Below are 16297 nucleotides of genomic sequence, written 5' to 3'. Positions count from 1 at the left end.
GATCCAACGCATCTGCGGCGAGTGTTTACCGCCCGGGCCGTCGGGTACGCCCCGCGATGTGGAAGCCAGAATCTCGCTGTCCGTGAACGGTGCCGATCACGACGTCGTCGTGGACACGCGCACGACCCTGCTCGACGGCCTGCGCGACCGGCTCGGGATCTTCTCCCCGAAGAAGGGATGCGATCACGGGCAGTGCGGATCCTGCACCGTCCTGGTCGACGGTCGTCGGATCGTCAGCTGCCTGTCGTTCGCGGTGGCCTACGAGGGCAGTGAGATCGTGACCGCCGAGGGGCTGGGTGAGGGCGACGACCTGCACGAGATGCAGCAGGCGTTCATCGACGAAGACGCCTTCCAGTGCGGATACTGCACCCCCGGTCAGTTGTGCTCGGCTATCGGCATGCTCGACGAGGCGAAGCAGGGGTACCCGAGCCACGTCACCGAGGACCTCGACCCGTCCGCCGGGGATGCGAGCCCGCCGACCGAGGGCGCCGACAGGCTGGCCGACGACGAGATCCGAGAACGGATGAGCGGCAACCTCTGCCGGTGCGCTGCCTACCCCAACATCCTCGCCGCGATCCGACAGGTGGTCGATCGATGATCCCGTTCACCTACGACCGGGCGACCGATGTGGCCGGCGCCGTGGAGTTCCTGCGCGACCACGACGGCGCGAAACTGATCGCCGGGGGCACCAACCTCGTCGATCACATGAAGCTAGGGATCGCCGATCCGACTGCGCTGCTCGACATCTCGCGCCTTCCACTCGACGACATCACCGAGAGACCGGACGGCTCGCTGCGGCTGGGCGGCACCGCCCGCAATGCCGACACCGCCGCCCACCCCCTGGTCCGACGTCGCTATCCCGTGTTGGCACGCGCGCTGCTCTCGGGCGCATCTCCGCAACTGCGCAATCTCGCGACGAACGCGGGCAATCTGCTGCAGCGCACGCGGTGCGTGTACTTCCAGGACGTCACGACACCCTGCAACAAGCGGACGCCGGGTTCGGGATGCTCGGCCATCGGCGGTTACACGCGGTACCACGCCGTCCTGGGCGCGTCGGACGCCTGCGTGGCGACCCACCCGTCGGACATGGCGGTGGCCCTCACCGTCCTCGACGCGCGCGTCGTGGTGCAGGGTCCCGACGGGGAGCGCGAGGTGGACATCCGGGACTTCTACCGCCTGCCGGGCGAACACCCCGAACGCGACACGGTGCTCGAGCCACACGACGTCATCGTGGCCGTCGACGTGCCGCCTCCGCCGCCCGACTCGTCGTCGACCTACCGCAAGGTCCGCGACCGCGCCTCCTATGCGTTCGCCCTGGTGTCCGTCGGGGCCGAGGTGACGATGGACGGCGACGTGATCGGCGACGCTCGGATCGCGCTCGGCGGCGTCGCACACAAGCCCTGGCGGGCCGAACGCGCCGAAGCCGTGGTGCGCGGGCAGCGCCCGTCACCCGAACTGTTCGCCGCGGCAGCCGACGCCGAACTCGGCGACGCGCGCACACTGGACGGAAACGAGTTCAAGGTGCCCCTGGCCCGTCGCACCCTGATCGCCACCCTGCGGGAGCTGAGCACCCGATGACCGCCATCGGCACCTCCCATGCACGGATCGACGGCGCCGACAAGGTCCGCGGCACGGCGCCCTACGCGTACGAGCACCTCACCGACGCGGTGTACCTGTGGCCTGTCACCGCCACCGTCGCGCGCGGCCGGGTGACCGGATTCGACACCGCCGCAGCCGAATCCACGTCCGGTGTCCTACTCGTCCTCACCCACGAGAACGCGCCTCGACTCGCGGACACGTCCAACGGCGACCTCACGATCCTGCAGTCGCCGGAGATCGCCTACCGCGGTCAGCTGATCGGCGCCGTCGTCGCGGAGAGTCCCGAGACGGCCCGGGAGGCCGCGGCGGCTGTGACCGTGACCTACGACGAGGACGACCACGACACCGAGTTCCGCGTCGATCACCCCGGCAGCTACCGGCCCGAACAGGTCAACGGCGGATTCGAGCCGACCTCGCTGGACGGCGACCCCGACCGAATCCTGGACCGGGCGGCAGGGGACCCGGCACACACCGACCTCGTCACGATCGACGAGTGGTACTCGACGCCGGAAGAGCACAACAACCCGATGGAGCCCCACACCGTGGTGGCGACGTGGCAGCCCGCCGACTCGACCTTGACGCTGTACGACTCGACCCAGTCGACACAGGGCGTGGTGTCCACGCTGGCGCCGGTCCTCGGACTCGAGCCCGAGCAGATGAGGGTCGTCGCGCCGCACGTCGGCGGCGGTTTCGGCTCCAAGGGCTCCCCCCATTCCCACGACGTGCTGGCCGCCTTCGCGGCGATGAGCCTGCCCGGGCGTCCGGTGAAGTTCGCCGTCACCCGACAGCACATGTTCGTCTACGTCGGACACCGCGCGCCCACGCGGTCGCGGCTCCGGCTCGCCGCGGACCGCACGGGCCACCTCATCGCCCTGGTACATGAAGCGCACACGCACAGCGCACATGCCAAGGAGTTCGCCGAACAGGCCGCGGTCACGTCGCGTTCGATGTACGCCGCCGAGAACCGCCGGACCGACCACCATGTCGTCCCGCTCGACGTGCCGGTCCCCTTCTGGATGCGCGCGCCCGGTGAGGCGCCGGGGATGTTCGCCGGCGAGGTGGCGATGGACGAACTCGCGCACGCAACCGGTATCGACCCGATCGAGCTGCGTGTGCGCAACGAACCGTCGGAGGACCCCGAGACGGGTAACCCGTGGTCGTCGAGGCGGTTGCTCGACTGTCTCCGCGAGGGCGCCGCCAGATTCGGCTGGGACCGCCGTGCCGCCGAGCCCGGCTCACTACGCGACGGTCGCCACCTCATCGGCCTGGGCGTCGCATCGTCGACCTACCCGCACATGGTGCAACCGGGCAACGAGGCCTCGATCGCACATCGCGGTGGTCGCTACTCGGTGCGGATCGCCGCCACCGACATCGGGACCGGTGCGTGGACGACCCTGCTGCTCATCGCCGCCGACGCGCTCGGGGTCTCCACCGACGTGGTCGACATCGAGATCGGCGACAGTGCACTCCCGAGCGCCACCGTCGCCGGCGGCTCGTCGGGCACCTCGTCGTGGGGATCGGCGATCGTCACCGCCGCGCATCAGTTCCGCGCGCGATTCGGCGACGATCCGCCCGAGGGCGCGGAGCTGAGCGCCGAGGCCGCGGACAACCCCGACCTCGAGAAGTTCACGGTGGCCTCGTTCGGCGCGCACTTCGTGGAGGTCCGCGTCGACGTGGACACCGGCGAGATCAGGATCCCGCGCATGCTCGGGGTGTTCTCCATCGGGCGTGCCATCAATCCGCGCACCGTCCGCTCACAGCTGATCGGCGGCATGACCTTCGGCATCTCGATGGCGTTGCACGAGGAAAGCGTTCGCGATCACCGCTTCGGGCACGTGGTCACGCAGGATCTCGCCGAGTACCACATCCCCGTACACGCCGACATCGCCGACGTCGACGCGATCTGTCTCGACGACCGCGACGAGCACGCCACTCCGATGGGCTCACGCGGCGCAGGTGAGATCGGCATCGTGGGCAGCGCCGCGGCAGTGGTCAACGCGATCCACAACGCCACCGGAGTCCGGGTCCGCGACCTGCCGGTCCACCTCGACGACCTGCTCGACGGGCTGCCCGACCAGTAGGTACCCCGACCAGTGGGCACGGGGTCTCCGGTCGAGGTTCAAGCCGCACCGGGGTAGCTGGACCACCCCGGCGACGGCGACAGCGACGGCCACGGCTCGGCGTCGGCCATCGGCAGCCAGCGCGGCATTCCCGCCGGAGTCATTGCCGCACACGCTTTCTGGTCGGCTGTCGGGGTCGGATACAGCGCCGCGAAGTCGTAGCGGGAGGTGAACCACCCGCCGAACACATCGGACCCCGGGGTTCGTTCGCCGCCGCGCGACGCGACCGCGGGATCGTGCCCCACCCGTCGGATGTCGATCTCGACCGGTCGCGGGGTGTCGAAGCCGACGGTCCAGGCGCCGTCTCGCTGCACGGACCGATATCCATGGCGGCACAGTACGATTCGCGCCCACCCGTTGTCGTCGACGCGGCGCAGAGCGCGGTAGAAGGCCGTGCCGACCTCGCGCTCCGACGCCGACACGTCCGCGGGGTACGCCGTCACCATCTGGTCGATGTTCGACGGCGCGGCCTCGGCGAAACCGGGGTACCCCCACCGGGCCGACCGACCGGCGTTGGCGAGTTCGAAGGACTCGGTGAAGGCGCGGACGAAGGTGCCCTCGGCGGACTGCGGGTCGAGGACCCCGGTGGCGGTCCAGCGGAAAGTGGTGTCGAATCCGGGCGGCAGATGCGAATCCTCGACGAACCGTGAGACGGGGTTCGGATCGGCGGCGTCGGGACCGGTCGCGCACGCGGCGAGTCCGCCTCCCACGACGAGCGCGGCGATGATCGCGGTGAGGCGTCGACGACGATCCTGCGCCACGGCGATCACCCGCTTCGAGGAGAGTGCGGTCCGTTACCCGGCTATGTCTGCACCCTAGACATGGACGGTTGTCCCACGTGGGATCACCGTGCACCGGAACGGCGACGAGAAGGTCTCGAAATGGGCACGCCCGCCCTCAGCGGAACCGCTCGTCGATGTCCTCACCGGTGGACAGATCCCCGCATTCGACGGGGGTCACCGCCTGGGAGCGGAGATAGACCTGAGCCCCCACATCACCGCCGATCACGCGCAGCGCGGACGCGAAATGGTCGGCTCCGATGTACACGGGGTGTCCGGGACGACCGTCGAAGACCGCTCGAGCGAGCACGCCTCGATCACCGGACGCCGCGTCGAGCACCCGTCGGGTGACCTCGGGGCCGGTGTCGGGGGTGTCGACCACGTGCACTGCCAGTCCCGCAGCGGCCGGTCGTGCGATCGCCCACCGCAGGGCGGCCGACACCGAGGCGCCCACCCCGTCGGCCCAGTCCTCGACGATCAGGGCCTCGGCGCCCGCGGGCGGCTCGACGACCGCGGCGCCCATCGCGACCGCCACCTCGGCGCAGCCACCGTCGCGCAACGCCGCGACCGCACACTCGAGCCACTCTCCGTCGTCTGCGAGGATCTTCGGCATTCCGTATCTGGTTCCGGCGCCGGCGGCGAGCACCGCACCGAGCACCTGACCCGGCGACCGATGCGCGCGCGAGGGCACGGTGCTGTCGCTCATCGCTCCATCTTCCACGCGACGACCACGCCCGCTGATCCTAGGCTGGTCACCATGTTGCTCAACGAGATGGACGACGCGCAGGCCCGGTCCGCCCTGCGCTCCTGCTGCGCATCGACGGCCTGGATCGAGCGCATGATCCGCGCCAGGCCCTTTCGCGATGTCCCGGCACTGCTCGACGTCGCCGACCACGCCCTCGCCGAGATCTCGGAGGACGACGTCGACGAGGCGCTCGCCGGACACCCCCGGATCGGCGACCGGCCGGACAACGCCTCGTCGGCGCGGGAGCAGTCGGGGGTGGCCGGGGCTGCGGCGTCGGTGCTCGCCGAGCTGCGCGAGCGCAACGCGTCCTACGAGGAGCGGTTCGGGCACGTGTACCTGGTCTTCGCCAACGGCCGGCCCGCCGACGAACTGCTGGCCATCCTCGAACAGCGGATGACCAATGACGCCACGACCGAACGGCGCGTCCTGCGCGAGGAACTGGCGAAGATCAACCGCGCCCGCCTGCTCCGTATGCTGTCGACCGAGCACAACGCCGACGAACACGCCGACGATCAAGGGGTTTCGAGATGACCGGACTGTCCACGCACGTCCTGAACGCGGTGTCGGGAGCACCCGCCGTCGGTGTCGAGGTGTCCCTCCAGGATGCGTCGGGGACGCAGTTGTCCGCCGGCACGACCGATTCGGACGGTCGCATCACCAGCGTGAACACCGAGACCCTCGTCCCGGGGATCTACCACCTCGTCTTCGACACCGGGAACTGGTTCGCCGACAACGACATCAAGGGTTTCTATCCCGAAATCGACATCTGCTTCGAGATCGAGGACCCCGAACGTCACCACCACGTACCGATCCTGTTGAGCCCCTTCGCCTATTCGACCTACCGGGGTAGCTGACCGGGCGGCGGGGCGCTCGCCCCGCCGCCCTCGGATCAGCGGATCTCGATGAGCAGGTCACCCGGCGCGACCTGGGTGACCTGTCCGACGGCGAGTCTGGCCACCTTGCCCGCGACCGGCGCGGTGATCGCCGCCTCCATCTTCATCGCCTCGATCGTGCCGATCGTCGCGCCGACGGCCACCTCGTCGCCGACGTCGACCGACAGGGAGACGACGCCGGCGAACGGGGCGCCGATGTGGTGCGGGTCGGAACGGTCGGCCTTCTCTGCCGACGCGACCGCCGAATCGACCGAGTGGTCGCGCACCGCGATGGGCCGCAACTGGCCGTTGAGGACGCACATGACCGTCCGCATGCCCTGCTCATCCGGTTCGCTGATCGCCTCGAGCCCGATGAGCAGGTCCACGCCCGGTTCGAGCACCACCCGATGTTCCTCGCCGTAGCGCAGACCGTAGAAGAACTGGTTGGCCGACAGCGTCGAGGTGTCGCCGTAGGCCTCGTAGTGCTCCTCGAATTCCTTTGCCGGACCGGGGAACAGCAGGTGGTTGAGCCGGACCTGACGGTCGCGCCCCGGCTTGTCGAGGATGGCCTCGTCGTCGGCGGTGAGTTCGGTGACCTCCGGGGCGGGTGCCCGACCCTGCAGCGCGAGGGTGCGCAACGGTTCGGGCCAGCCGCCGGGCGGATCACCCAGCTCGCCGCGCAGGAAGCCGATGACCGAGTCCGGGATGTCGTAGGACGCCGGATCGGCGGCGAAGTCCGACGCGGTGATACCGCGACCCACCAGGGCCAGCGCGAGGTCACCGACGACCTTCGACGACGGGGTCACCTTGACCAGCCGACCCAGCATCGAATCGGCTGCGGCGTAGGCCTGCTCGACGGCCTCGAAGCGGTTGCCCAGGCCCAGGGAGATGGCCTGCTGCCGCAGGTTCGACAGCTGCCCGCCGGGGATCTCGTGCGAGTAGACCCGGCCGGTCGGCGCCGGAAGACCGGACTCGAACGGCGAGTACACCTTTCGCAGCGCCTCCCAGTACGGCTCGAGGTCGCACACCCGCGCCAGGTCGATCCCGCTGTCCCGCTCGGTGTGGGCGGTCGCGGCCACGATCGCCGACAACGGCGGCTGGCTGGTGGTGCCCGCCAACGCGGCGCTGGCGCCGTCGACGGCGTCGGCACCGGCCTGCCACGCGGCCATGTAGGTCGCGAGCTGCCCGCCGGGGGTGTCGTGGGTGTGCACATGGATCGGCAGATCGAACTCCCGCCGCAGCGCCGTGACCAGGGTGGTCGCCGCGGGTGCCCGCAGCAGACCCGCCATGTCCTTGATCGCCAGGACGTGGGCGCCCGCCTCCACGATCTGTTCGGCCAGCCGCAGGTAGTAGTCGAGCGTGTAGAGGTCCTCGGCCGGATCCGACAGATCGCCGGTGTAACTCATCGCCACCTCGGCCACCGCCGTGCCGGTCTCGCGGACCGCGTCGATCGCCGGTCGCATCGCGTCGATGTTGTTCAGCGCATCGAAGATGCGGAAGATGTCGATGCCGACGTCGGTCGCCTCGGACACGAACGCGGTCGTCACCTTCGTGGGATACGGCGTGTACCCGACGGTGTTGGCGCCGCGCAGCAGCATCTGCAGACAGATGTTGGGGATGGCTTCGCGCAACTGCGCGAGGCGATCCCACGGATCTTCCTTCAGGAAGCGCAGTGCCACATCGTAGGTCGCGCCGCCCCAGCACTCGACGGAGAGCAGTTCGGGGGTCAGCGCCGCCACATACGGCGCGACGTTGAGCAGCCCGTTGGTGCGCACCCGCGTCGCGAGCAGCGACTGGTGCGCATCACGGAACGTCGTGTCGGTGATGCCCAGACGCGGGTTCTCCCGCAGGTCACGGGCGAACCCCTCCGGGCCGAGCTCCAGCAACCGCTGCCGTGAGCCGTTCGGCGGCGAGGCCAGCACCGAGCGCTCGACGGTGGGCAGCTTGTCCCTCGGGTACACCGTCGTCGGACGCTCACCGTGCGGCTTGTTGACGGTGACATCGGCGAGGTACGACAGGATCTTGGTGCCGCGGTCGGCCGACGAGCGTGAGGTCAGCAGGCCGGGACGTTCGTCGATGAACGAGGTGGTGACGCGGCCGGCGCGGAAGTCCGGGTCGTCGAGCACCGCCTGCAGGAACGGGATGTTGGTCGCGACGCCGCGGATGCGGAACTCGGCCACAGCGCGCCGTGCGCGCCGCATCGCGGTCGGGAAATCCCTTCCACGACAGGTGAGTTTGACCAGCATCGAGTCGAAGTGACCACTGACCTCGGCACCCAGGGTGGCGCCGCCGTCGAGCCGGACACCCGCGCCGCCCGGGCTGCGGTAGGCCGTGATCCGGCCGACGTCGGGCCGGAAGCCGTTGGCGGGGTCCTCGGTGGTGATGCGGCACTGCAGGGCGGCTCCGCGGATGCCGATCACGTCCTGACTCAGGCCCAGATCAGCCAGCGACTCACCCGAGGCGATGCGCAGCTGCGCGCTGACGAGGTCGACGTCGGTGATCTCCTCGGTGACCGTGTGCTCGACCTGGATGCGCGGATTCATCTCGATGAACACGTGCCGGCCCTGCTCGTCGAGCAGGAACTCCACCGTGCCCGCACACGAGTAGCCGATGGAACGGGCGAAAGCCACTGCGTCGGAGCAGATTCGCTCGCGCAATTCATCCGAGAGGTTCGGCGCGGGCGCGAGCTCGATCACCTTCTGGTGGCGGCGCTGCAGACTGCAGTCGCGTTCATAGAGGTGGATGACGTTGCCGTAGGTGTCGGCGAGGATCTGGACCTCGATGTGCCGCGGGTTGACCACCGCCTGCTCGAGGAACACCGTCGCATCACCGAACGCGGCCTCGGCCTCGCGCGACGCGGCGGCGATGGCCTCGGCGAGATCGGCGCGCTCGTCGACGCGACGCATCCCACGCCCGCCGCCACCGGCGACCGCCTTCACGAAGACCGGGAACTGCATGTCCTCGGCCGCGGCGAGCAACTCGTCGAGATCCGACGACGGCTCCGAACTCGCGAGAACGGGGATGCCCGCAGCCTTCGCCGCGGCCACCGCGGTCGCCTTGTTACCGGTCATCTCCAGGATGTCGGCGCTCGGACCCACGAAGGTGATGCCTGCCTCCGCGCACGCCGCGGCCAGACCCTGGTTCTCCGACAGGAACCCGTACCCGGGGTAGATCGCGTCCGCGCCACAGCGAACCGCCGCGCTGACGACCTCGTCGACCGACAGATACGCCCGCACCGGATGTCCCGGCACCCCGATCTGATAGGACTCGTCGGCCTTCAGCCGGTGCACCGAAGTGCGATCCTCGTACGGGAAGATCGCGACCGTGCGCGCACCGAGTTCGTAGGCAGCGCGGAACGCGCGGATGGCGATCTCGCCGCGGTTGGCGACCAGAACCTTGTCGAACATCGTCGTGTTCTCTTTCTCTCACGCCTGCGCCGGTCCGGCGCGTGCTCAGCGACTCGCACAATCGCGGTGGAGATCGCGCGAACAAACCCCCCGGCGGACACGGTTCGACGCAGGTGTCCCGACGACGCCGACCCGTTTTTCCACGGGCAGTTCACGTCGTGATCCTACTCACCGAGACCGGCCGACCGGCCACCCCCTCACACTGCCTTCGACGCTTTCGGAAAGGGCCGCCGGGACCGCATTCCGAATTGATCGGAACACCCTGCCGCCGCGATGCACCGACCCTTCCGCGAGAATCGAAAACAATTGCCGCGCAATGTACGTGGCACTCATTGCCGCTGTGTTGAGAAATGCTCTCCTCCGACGATCGACAATGAGAGATCCGCGGTCCGGAAATCCTCCGAATGCCGATCGATCGCTCCGTCGGAATGCCGACCGATCGCTCCGTCCAGGGCGCGCTTTGATCGGGCCGACAGACGGGATTAGCGTCATGCCGACACTCGACAGGAAGGCGCGCTCGTGGGCTTCACCCGCTACGTGGCATTGGGCGATTCGTTCACCGAAGGCGTGGGCGATCCGGATCCGACCCGACCCAACGGTGTCCGCGGATGGGCCGACCGCGTCGCCGAGCAACTCGCCGCGCGGGCCGACGACGGGACGGGCCCGGACCGGTCCGCCTTCACCTACGCGAACCTCGCCATCCGCGGCCGGTTGCTCGACGAGGTGGTCGCCGAGCAGGTCGGTCCGGCCATCGACCTGGACCCCGACCTCGTCACCATCTATGCGGGCGGGAACGACCTCATGCGTCCGTCCCTCGACGTGGACAAGTTGATCGCGCGTTATGACGCCGCACTCGGCGACCTGGCGGCGACCGGCGCCACCGTCGTCGTCTTCACCGCCTACGACACCGGATGGGCTCCGGTGTTCCGGATGCTGCGCGGACGCATCGCGATCTACAACGAACTCGTGCGCGGAGTGGCAGAGCGCCACGGCGCACTGATCTGCGACTTCTGGCGCATGCCGGGATATGACGACTACCGCATGTGGGACACCGACCGCCTGCACATGTCCCCGCTCGGCCACGCACACATGTCCGGCCGGGTCCTCGACCTCCTCGGCGTCGACCACGACATCACACCCGCCACCCTGGCCGCCGCCGCGGTCGCCACCCGCCGGGAGCAACGGCGCCAGAACGCGGAATGGGCCCGGACGTTTCTCGGACCGTGGGTGATGCGACGCATCCGTGGGGTCTCGTCGGGTGACGGACTCACCCCGCGATGGCCGCACCCCGTCAGCGCCGCCGAGCTCGCCTAGCTGTACTGAGCCGATCAGGCCCCGCTCGGGCGGATCCGAACGTCTGCGTCGATCGCCCGCGCGATACCCTGATCGTTCGGAGGTGTGAACAATCGATGATCGGAACCAGCGGGATGACGGCGTGACCAGCCGCACCGACGCCGACGGAACAACGGACAGCACCCCGGACCTCCCGCCCCCCGATCCCGCCGCCGACAAGCCCCACCCCCGCCTGGCGGTGGCCGTGCTCTGCCTCGCCGGCATCGTCGTGGCACTGATGCAGACGATCATCGTGCCGCTCATCCCCCAGCTCCCCGCGCTGTTGCACGCCGATGCCTCCGACACCACGTGGGCGATCACCATCACCCTGCTGCTCGGCGCGGTCGCGACCCCCATCGGCGGGCGGATCGGTGACATGTACGGCAAACGTCTCGCCATCCTGGTCAGTCTCGGTTTCGTCGCCGTGGGTTCGGTCGCCTGCGCGGTCGCGACGTCGCTCCCGCTGTTCATCATCGGCCGCGGCCTCCAGGGTCTGGGTTTCGGCATCATCGCGCTCGGCATCAGCGTGATGCGCGACATCGTCCCGCCCCGCCACCTCGGCTCGTCGGTGGGGACGATGAGCGCCTCGCTCGGCATCGGCGGTGCACTCGGACTCCCGGTCGCCGCCCTCATCGCCCAGCACGTGAGCTGGCACGCCCTCTTCTGGTCGTGTGCCGGCGCCGCGACCCTGGCCGGCGTCGGCGTGGCCCTCACGGTGCGGTCCACCGCCAAGCCCTCGGGCGGCCGCTTCGACGCGCTCGGTGCGCTCGGCCTCACCGTGCTGCTCGTCTGCCTGCTGTTGCCGTTGTCGAAGGGCGCCGAATGGGGATGGTCCGCTCCGGTCACGCTCGGGCTGTTCGCCGGCTTCGTCGTGTCGTTGGGCGTGTGGGTCCTCGTCGAACTCCGTCGCAAGGGTCCACTGATCGATCTCCGCATCCTCGCCAAGCGTCCGCTGCTCATGACCAACCTCGCCTCCATCGCGACCGGGTTCGCCTTCTACGCGATGCAACTCATCCCGATCCAGCTGCTGATGGCCCCGACGAGCAGCCCGGACGGCTTCGGCTACGACATGGTCCACGCGAGTCTGCTGCTCGCGCCCAGTGGGGCGGTCATGTTCCTCTTCTCCCACGTCAGCGGTCGCATGAATGCACGCTTCGGCGCCCGCGTGTCCCTGGCGATGGGCGCGATCGTGATCGGGATCGGTTACGTCGTGTTCATCGTCGGGATCGCCGGCCCGTGGGACCTGACGTGGATCCACATGGTCGTCATCGCCTGCTGCATCGGCGCGGGTCTCGGCATCGCCTACTCGGCGATGCCGGCCCTGATCATGCAATCGGTCAGTGTCGAGCAGACCGGTGAGTCCAACGGCGTCAACGCGCTCATGCGGATCGTCGGGACGTCGACGGCCGCCGCGGTGGTCGGCATGCTCCTCACGTGGTCGATGGTCTCGGTTCAAGCCGCCGATGGGACCACGGTCGAGGTCCCGACCGCCGATGGTTACCTGTGGGCCTCCGGCATCGCCCTCGTCATGAGCGTGGTCGCCGCCCTGGTCGCCTTCGGCATCCCCGCACACGGACGCAGCGCCGAGACCCCGGTCTGACGAGTCGATCACGTCTACCACCGGCCCGCCGATCACGAGATGCGGACCGCACCGGATACACGTAGCGTGACGCCGTGCTTCTCTTGACGTCGATCTCGGCGATCCGCTCCGACGGGCGCATCGGCCTCGTACGGTGGGAGCCACCCACCGCTGCACCCCGCCTCCTCGACAAGGCACGCTGATGGACCTCACCGCCGTCTCCCACTACCGGTTCGCCCGAACCCGCGAGGAGGCGTTCCCCGGTCCCGGCGAACAGATCGTCGCCGGTGGCACGTGGGTGTTCTCCGAGCCGCAGCCGGCCACCACCGGACTCGTCGACCTGAGCGAGATGGGTTGGGCACCTGTCGAAGATCTACCCGGAGGCGGCCTGCGGATCGCGGCCACCTGCACGATCGCCGAGCTCGCCGCGCTGCCCCCGCGTCCGGGCTTCAGGGCCCATCCGATGTTCGCGCACTGCGCGAACGCGCTGCTGGCATCGTTCAAGATCTGGAACATGGCCACGGTCGGCGGCAACATCTGCCGATCGTTCGCCGCCGCGTCGATGGTCTCCCTCGCGGTGGGACTCGACGCGACCGCACACGTGTGGGCACCCACCGGCGCCGACCGCGATCTGCCCGTCGCCGAGCTGGTCATCGGGGACGGGATCAATCTCCTCGGACCGGGAGAAGTCCTGCGTGCCATCGACTTCCCCGGTCACGCCCTGCGCGCACACACCGCGGTTCGCACGATCGCCCTCGCCGAACTCGGTCGCTCGGGGGCGGTGGTCACCGGCCGCATCGACGACGACGGCGCCGCCACCTTCGGGATCACCGCGGCCACCGAGTGGCCGACGGTCCTGCGCTACCCCGGATTACCGACCCGCGACGCGCTCCACGACGACATCGTCGCGGCGAGCGGCTATTACACCGATCCGATGGGCTCGGCCGACTGGCGCCGCGGAGTCTCGGCGGTCCTCGGCGAGGAGATCCGGACCGAGTTGGCCGAATGGGTGCCGCTGAGCGACAAGGGATTCGGAGCCCACGTATGAAATTCGAGGTCAACGGCGAGCATCTCGAAGCCGAACCCGCTGCGGGACAGTGCCTGCGGATGTTGCTGCGCGAACACGCCCACTACGAGGTCAAGAAGGGCTGCGACGCCGGGGACTGCGGGGCGTGCTCGGTACTCGTCGACGGCGAACCCGTGCACTCCTGCATCTTTCCCGCCCACCGCGCCGCCGGGAAGTCGGTGACGACGGTCTCCGGGCTCGGCACCCCGGACGACCTGCATCCCGTCCAGCAGTCCTTCGTCGACAACTTCGGGTTCCAGTGCGGGTTCTGCACCGCGGGGATGATCGTGACCGCCTCGACCGTCACCGCCGAGAATCTTCCCGACCTGCCGCGGCGGATGAAGGGAAACATCTGCCGCTGCACCGGATACCGGTCCATCCGGGATGCGATCACCGCGGCCGTCGCACCCCCCGCCACCACGACCGCGCCGCCCCCGGCGGCGGATCCGCGTCCCCTCGTCGGCACCTCGGTCAACCCGCTCGCGGCCCGGCGGGTGGTGACCGGCACCGAGCCGTACACCTTCGACGTCCCCACGCCCGGGACCCTGCACATCCACGTGCTCGGATCACCGCACGCGCATGCACGGATCACCACCATCGACACCACCGACGCGGCCGCGCTGCCGGGCGTCGAGCTGATCCTGACCCACGAGAACGTGTCGACCCCGAGGTTTTCCACGGGACGTCACGAGAACCGACTGGAAGACCCCGACGACACGCTCATCTTCGACCCGATCGTGCGGTTCGTCGGCCAGCGGGTCGCCGCGGTGGTCGCCTCGTCCCCCGCCGTGGCCGATCAGGCGTTGGCGCTGATCGACGTCACCTACGAGGTGCTCCCCGCGGTGTTCGACCCGGAGGAGGCCCGGACTCCGGGTGCGCCGCTGCTCCACCCCGATCGCACCCCCGCCGACCGGGTCGCCGAGGCCGACCGCAACGTCGTCGCCACCTTCCACGAGGGCTTCGGCGGTGACGTCGACGATGCGCTCGCCGCGTCGACGGCGACCGTGCACGGTACCTGGTCCAGCGGACGGGTCTCGCACGCCCAGCTGGAGACACATGGCTCGATCGGGTGGTTCGACGAACACGGCCGCCTGGTCATCCGGACCAGCACGCAGGTCCCGTTCCTCGTCCGCAACGAACTCGCAGTCCTCTTCGACCTGCCACCAGAACGCATCCGGGTCTTCAGCGCCCGGGTGGGCGGAGGATTCGGCGGCAAACAGGAGATGCTGACCGAGGATCTCGTGGCCCTCGCCGTACTCCGCACCGGTAGACCCTGCGCCTACGAGATGACCCGCACGGACGAGCTGACCCGCACCACCTACCGTCATCCGATGCGGGTCACGGTCGATGTCGGCGCCGACGCGGACGGTCGGCTCACGGGCTTGCGCGTGAACCTGTTGTCCGACACCGGCGCCTACGGCAACCACGCCATCGGCGTGATGTTCCACGCCTGCGCGGAATCGGTGTCGGTGTACAACTGCCCGGTCAAACGACTCGACGCGGAGGTCGTCTACACCAACAACCCGCCGTCGGGTGCGTTCCGCGGTTACGGCCTCGGCCAGGTGGTCTTCGCCGTGGAGAGTGCGATGGACGAACTCGCGATCGAACTCGGCATCGATCCGTTCGAGTTCCGGCGGCGCAATGCCGTCGCCGACGGCGATCCACTGCTCATCGCGCGCGCCGAACCCGAGGTCGACCTGGTCTACGGCAGCTACGGACTCGACCAGTGTCTCGACCTCGCCGAGCAGGCGATGCGCGCCGGCAACGGGGTCGAGGCACCGCCGGGTGAACGCTGGCGCGTGGGCGAGGGTATGGCCATCGCCGCGATCGCGACCATGGCCCCGCGCGGGCACTTCGCCGACGTCACCGTCGCGGTCGACGCCGCGGGGACCTACCACGTGGGCGTCGGGACCGCCGAGTTCGGCAACGGCACCACCACGGTGCACGCCCAGATCGTCGCCACCGCCCTGTCGACCGGGCTGGATCGCGTCTCTCTGTGGCACGGCGACACCGACGCCGTCGCCCACGACACCGGGGCATTCGCCTCGGCCGGCACGACCGTCGCGGGAAAGGCCGTGTACTCGGCCTGCCTCGCGTTGCGCGACGCACTCGTCGGCGCGGCGGCGCAACTCACCGGAACCGGGGCGGCACAGATCGATCTCGTCGCGGACGGCGCTCTCGTCGACGGCCGGATCGTCGGGTTCACCGACCTCATCGGCTCCGTCGATCCGTCGTTCCGGGTCGACCACCCCGCCGGACCGCGCGCTGTCGCCGCGGGCGCCGAACGCGGCGAGATGCGGTCCATCGCGTTCAACGTGCAGGCGTTCCGCGTCGCGGTCGACACCGAGACCGGCACCGTACGCATACTGCAGTCCGTGCACGCGGCCGACGCCGGCACCGTGATGAATCCCGAACAATGCCGCGGCCAGGTGGAAGGTGGTGTCGCACAAGGCATCGGGACGGCCCTGTACGAGGAGATCATGATCGACGAGCGCGGACGGCCGGTGACGAACGTCTTCCGGACCTACCGCGTGCCGCAGATGGCCGATATCCCCGTCACCGAGGTCCACTTCGCCGAGACCAGCGACGAACTGGGTCCGTTCGGCGCGAAGTCGATGAGCGAGTCGCCCTACAATCCGGTCGCGCCGGCACTCGCCAACGCGATCCGCCGCGCGCTGGGCACCCGGCCCTGTGAGACGCCGATGTCGCGAGACCGGATCTGGCGTCTCGGCCGGAATGCGGACTGACCGGACTCGTTAGCTGCGCGTAAGGCATTGTGGGACAGTCGTATCGAATCG

The 16297-nt window shown here is 69.4% G+C and carries 12 protein-coding genes; 9 read left to right on the top strand and 3 right to left on the bottom strand.

Translation table 11 applies throughout. The annotated features are described in order from the left end of the window. Positions 1-58: 58 nt before the first annotated feature. The 3 genes from KTR9_RS09810 to KTR9_RS09800 are packed head-to-tail and all read left to right on the top strand — an operon-like array spanning position 59 to position 3680. Entirely contained in the window at positions 59-598 is a 540-nt protein-coding gene (locus tag KTR9_RS09810) for a 2Fe-2S iron-sulfur cluster-binding protein (RefSeq protein ID WP_035717109.1), read from the top strand. Continuing rightward, a complete protein-coding gene (locus tag KTR9_RS09805; protein ID WP_014926258.1) occupies positions 595-1578 on the top strand; it encodes an FAD binding domain-containing protein in 984 nt (327 codons plus the stop codon). The genes KTR9_RS09810 and KTR9_RS09805 overlap by 4 nt, the downstream gene beginning before the upstream one ends. Then, entirely contained in the window at positions 1575-3680 is a 2106-nt protein-coding gene (locus KTR9_RS09800) for a xanthine dehydrogenase family protein molybdopterin-binding subunit (protein WP_014926257.1), read from the top strand. The genes KTR9_RS09805 and KTR9_RS09800 overlap by 4 nt, the downstream gene beginning before the upstream one ends. 38 nt (positions 3681-3718) lie before the next feature. Here the strand turns inward: KTR9_RS09800 and KTR9_RS09795 are convergent, their stop codons facing one another. Both KTR9_RS09795 and KTR9_RS09790 read right to left on the bottom strand, forming a co-directional pair. Further along, entirely contained in the window at positions 3719-4489 is a 771-nt protein-coding gene (locus KTR9_RS09795; protein WP_014926256.1) for a hypothetical protein, read from the bottom strand. A 127-nt stretch (positions 4490-4616) separates the two neighbouring features. Beyond that, complete coding sequence (locus KTR9_RS09790) at positions 4617-5204, bottom strand: nucleotidyltransferase family protein (RefSeq protein WP_014926255.1); 588 nt, start codon at positions 5202-5204, stop codon at positions 4617-4619. Between the two features lie 51 nt (positions 5205-5255). Here KTR9_RS09790 and uraD point away from each other — a divergent pair, with 51 nt between their 5' ends. Both uraD and uraH read left to right on the top strand, forming a co-directional pair. After that, on the top strand, positions 5256-5774 hold the full coding sequence (gene uraD / locus KTR9_RS09785; protein WP_044506387.1) for a 2-oxo-4-hydroxy-4-carboxy-5-ureidoimidazoline decarboxylase: 519 nt from the start codon (positions 5256-5258) through the stop codon (positions 5772-5774). After that, on the top strand, positions 5771-6097 hold the full coding sequence (gene uraH, locus KTR9_RS09780; protein WP_010841947.1) for a hydroxyisourate hydrolase: 327 nt from the start codon (positions 5771-5773) through the stop codon (positions 6095-6097). The genes uraD and uraH overlap by 4 nt, the downstream gene beginning before the upstream one ends. A gap of 35 nt (positions 6098-6132) precedes the next feature. Here the strand turns inward: uraH and KTR9_RS09775 are convergent, their stop codons facing one another. Beyond that, complete coding sequence (locus KTR9_RS09775; protein WP_014926253.1) at positions 6133-9522, bottom strand: pyruvate carboxylase; 3390 nt, start codon at positions 9520-9522, stop codon at positions 6133-6135. Between the two features lie 519 nt (positions 9523-10041). Between KTR9_RS09775 and KTR9_RS09770 the strand changes: the two genes are divergently transcribed. The 4 genes from KTR9_RS09770 to KTR9_RS09755 all read left to right on the top strand — a co-directional run bounded on the left by KTR9_RS09770 (position 10042) and on the right by KTR9_RS09755 (position 16246). Continuing rightward, complete coding sequence (locus KTR9_RS09770) at positions 10042-10836, top strand: SGNH/GDSL hydrolase family protein (RefSeq protein WP_014926252.1); 795 nt, start codon at positions 10042-10044, stop codon at positions 10834-10836. A 121-nt stretch (positions 10837-10957) separates the two neighbouring features. Then, a complete protein-coding gene (locus KTR9_RS09765) occupies positions 10958-12454 on the top strand; it encodes an MFS transporter (protein WP_014926251.1) in 1497 nt (498 codons plus the stop codon). Positions 12455-12635: 181 nt separating this feature from the next. Continuing rightward, a complete protein-coding gene (locus tag KTR9_RS09760; protein WP_014926250.1) occupies positions 12636-13481 on the top strand; it encodes an FAD binding domain-containing protein in 846 nt (281 codons plus the stop codon). Beyond that, the gene (locus tag KTR9_RS09755; protein WP_014926249.1) at positions 13478-16246 is read left to right on the top strand and encodes a molybdopterin-dependent oxidoreductase; all 2769 of its coding nucleotides are present in this window, start codon (positions 13478-13480) and stop codon (positions 16244-16246) included. The genes KTR9_RS09760 and KTR9_RS09755 overlap by 4 nt, the downstream gene beginning before the upstream one ends. The last annotated feature ends 51 nt before the right edge of the window (positions 16247-16297 follow it).

The sequence above is a fragment of the Gordonia sp. KTR9 genome, assembly GCF_000143885.2.
GTDB lineage: Bacteria > Actinomycetota > Actinomycetes > Mycobacteriales > Mycobacteriaceae > Gordonia.
This window is presented reverse-complemented; position numbering and strand designations above follow the sequence as displayed.

Coding starts and splice junctions, on each gene's coding strand:
- KTR9_RS09805 (WP_014926258.1), top strand. CDS start 595: ATGATCCCGTTCACCTACGACCGGGCGACCGATGTGGCCGGCGCCGTG.
- KTR9_RS09800 (WP_014926257.1), top strand. CDS start 1,575: ATGACCGCCATCGGCACCTCCCATGCACGGATCGACGGCGCCGACAAG.
- KTR9_RS09790 (WP_014926255.1), bottom strand. CDS start 5,204: ATGAGCGACAGCACCGTGCCCTCGCGCGCGCATCGGTCGCCGGGTCAG.
- uraD (WP_044506387.1), top strand. CDS start 5,256: ATGTTGCTCAACGAGATGGACGACGCGCAGGCCCGGTCCGCCCTGCGC.
- uraH (WP_010841947.1), top strand. CDS start 5,771: ATGACCGGACTGTCCACGCACGTCCTGAACGCGGTGTCGGGAGCACCC.
- KTR9_RS09775 (WP_014926253.1), bottom strand. CDS start 9,522: ATGTTCGACAAGGTTCTGGTCGCCAACCGCGGCGAGATCGCCATCCGC.
- KTR9_RS09760 (WP_014926250.1), top strand. CDS start 12,636: ATGGACCTCACCGCCGTCTCCCACTACCGGTTCGCCCGAACCCGCGAG.
- KTR9_RS09755 (WP_014926249.1), top strand. CDS start 13,478: ATGAAATTCGAGGTCAACGGCGAGCATCTCGAAGCCGAACCCGCTGCG.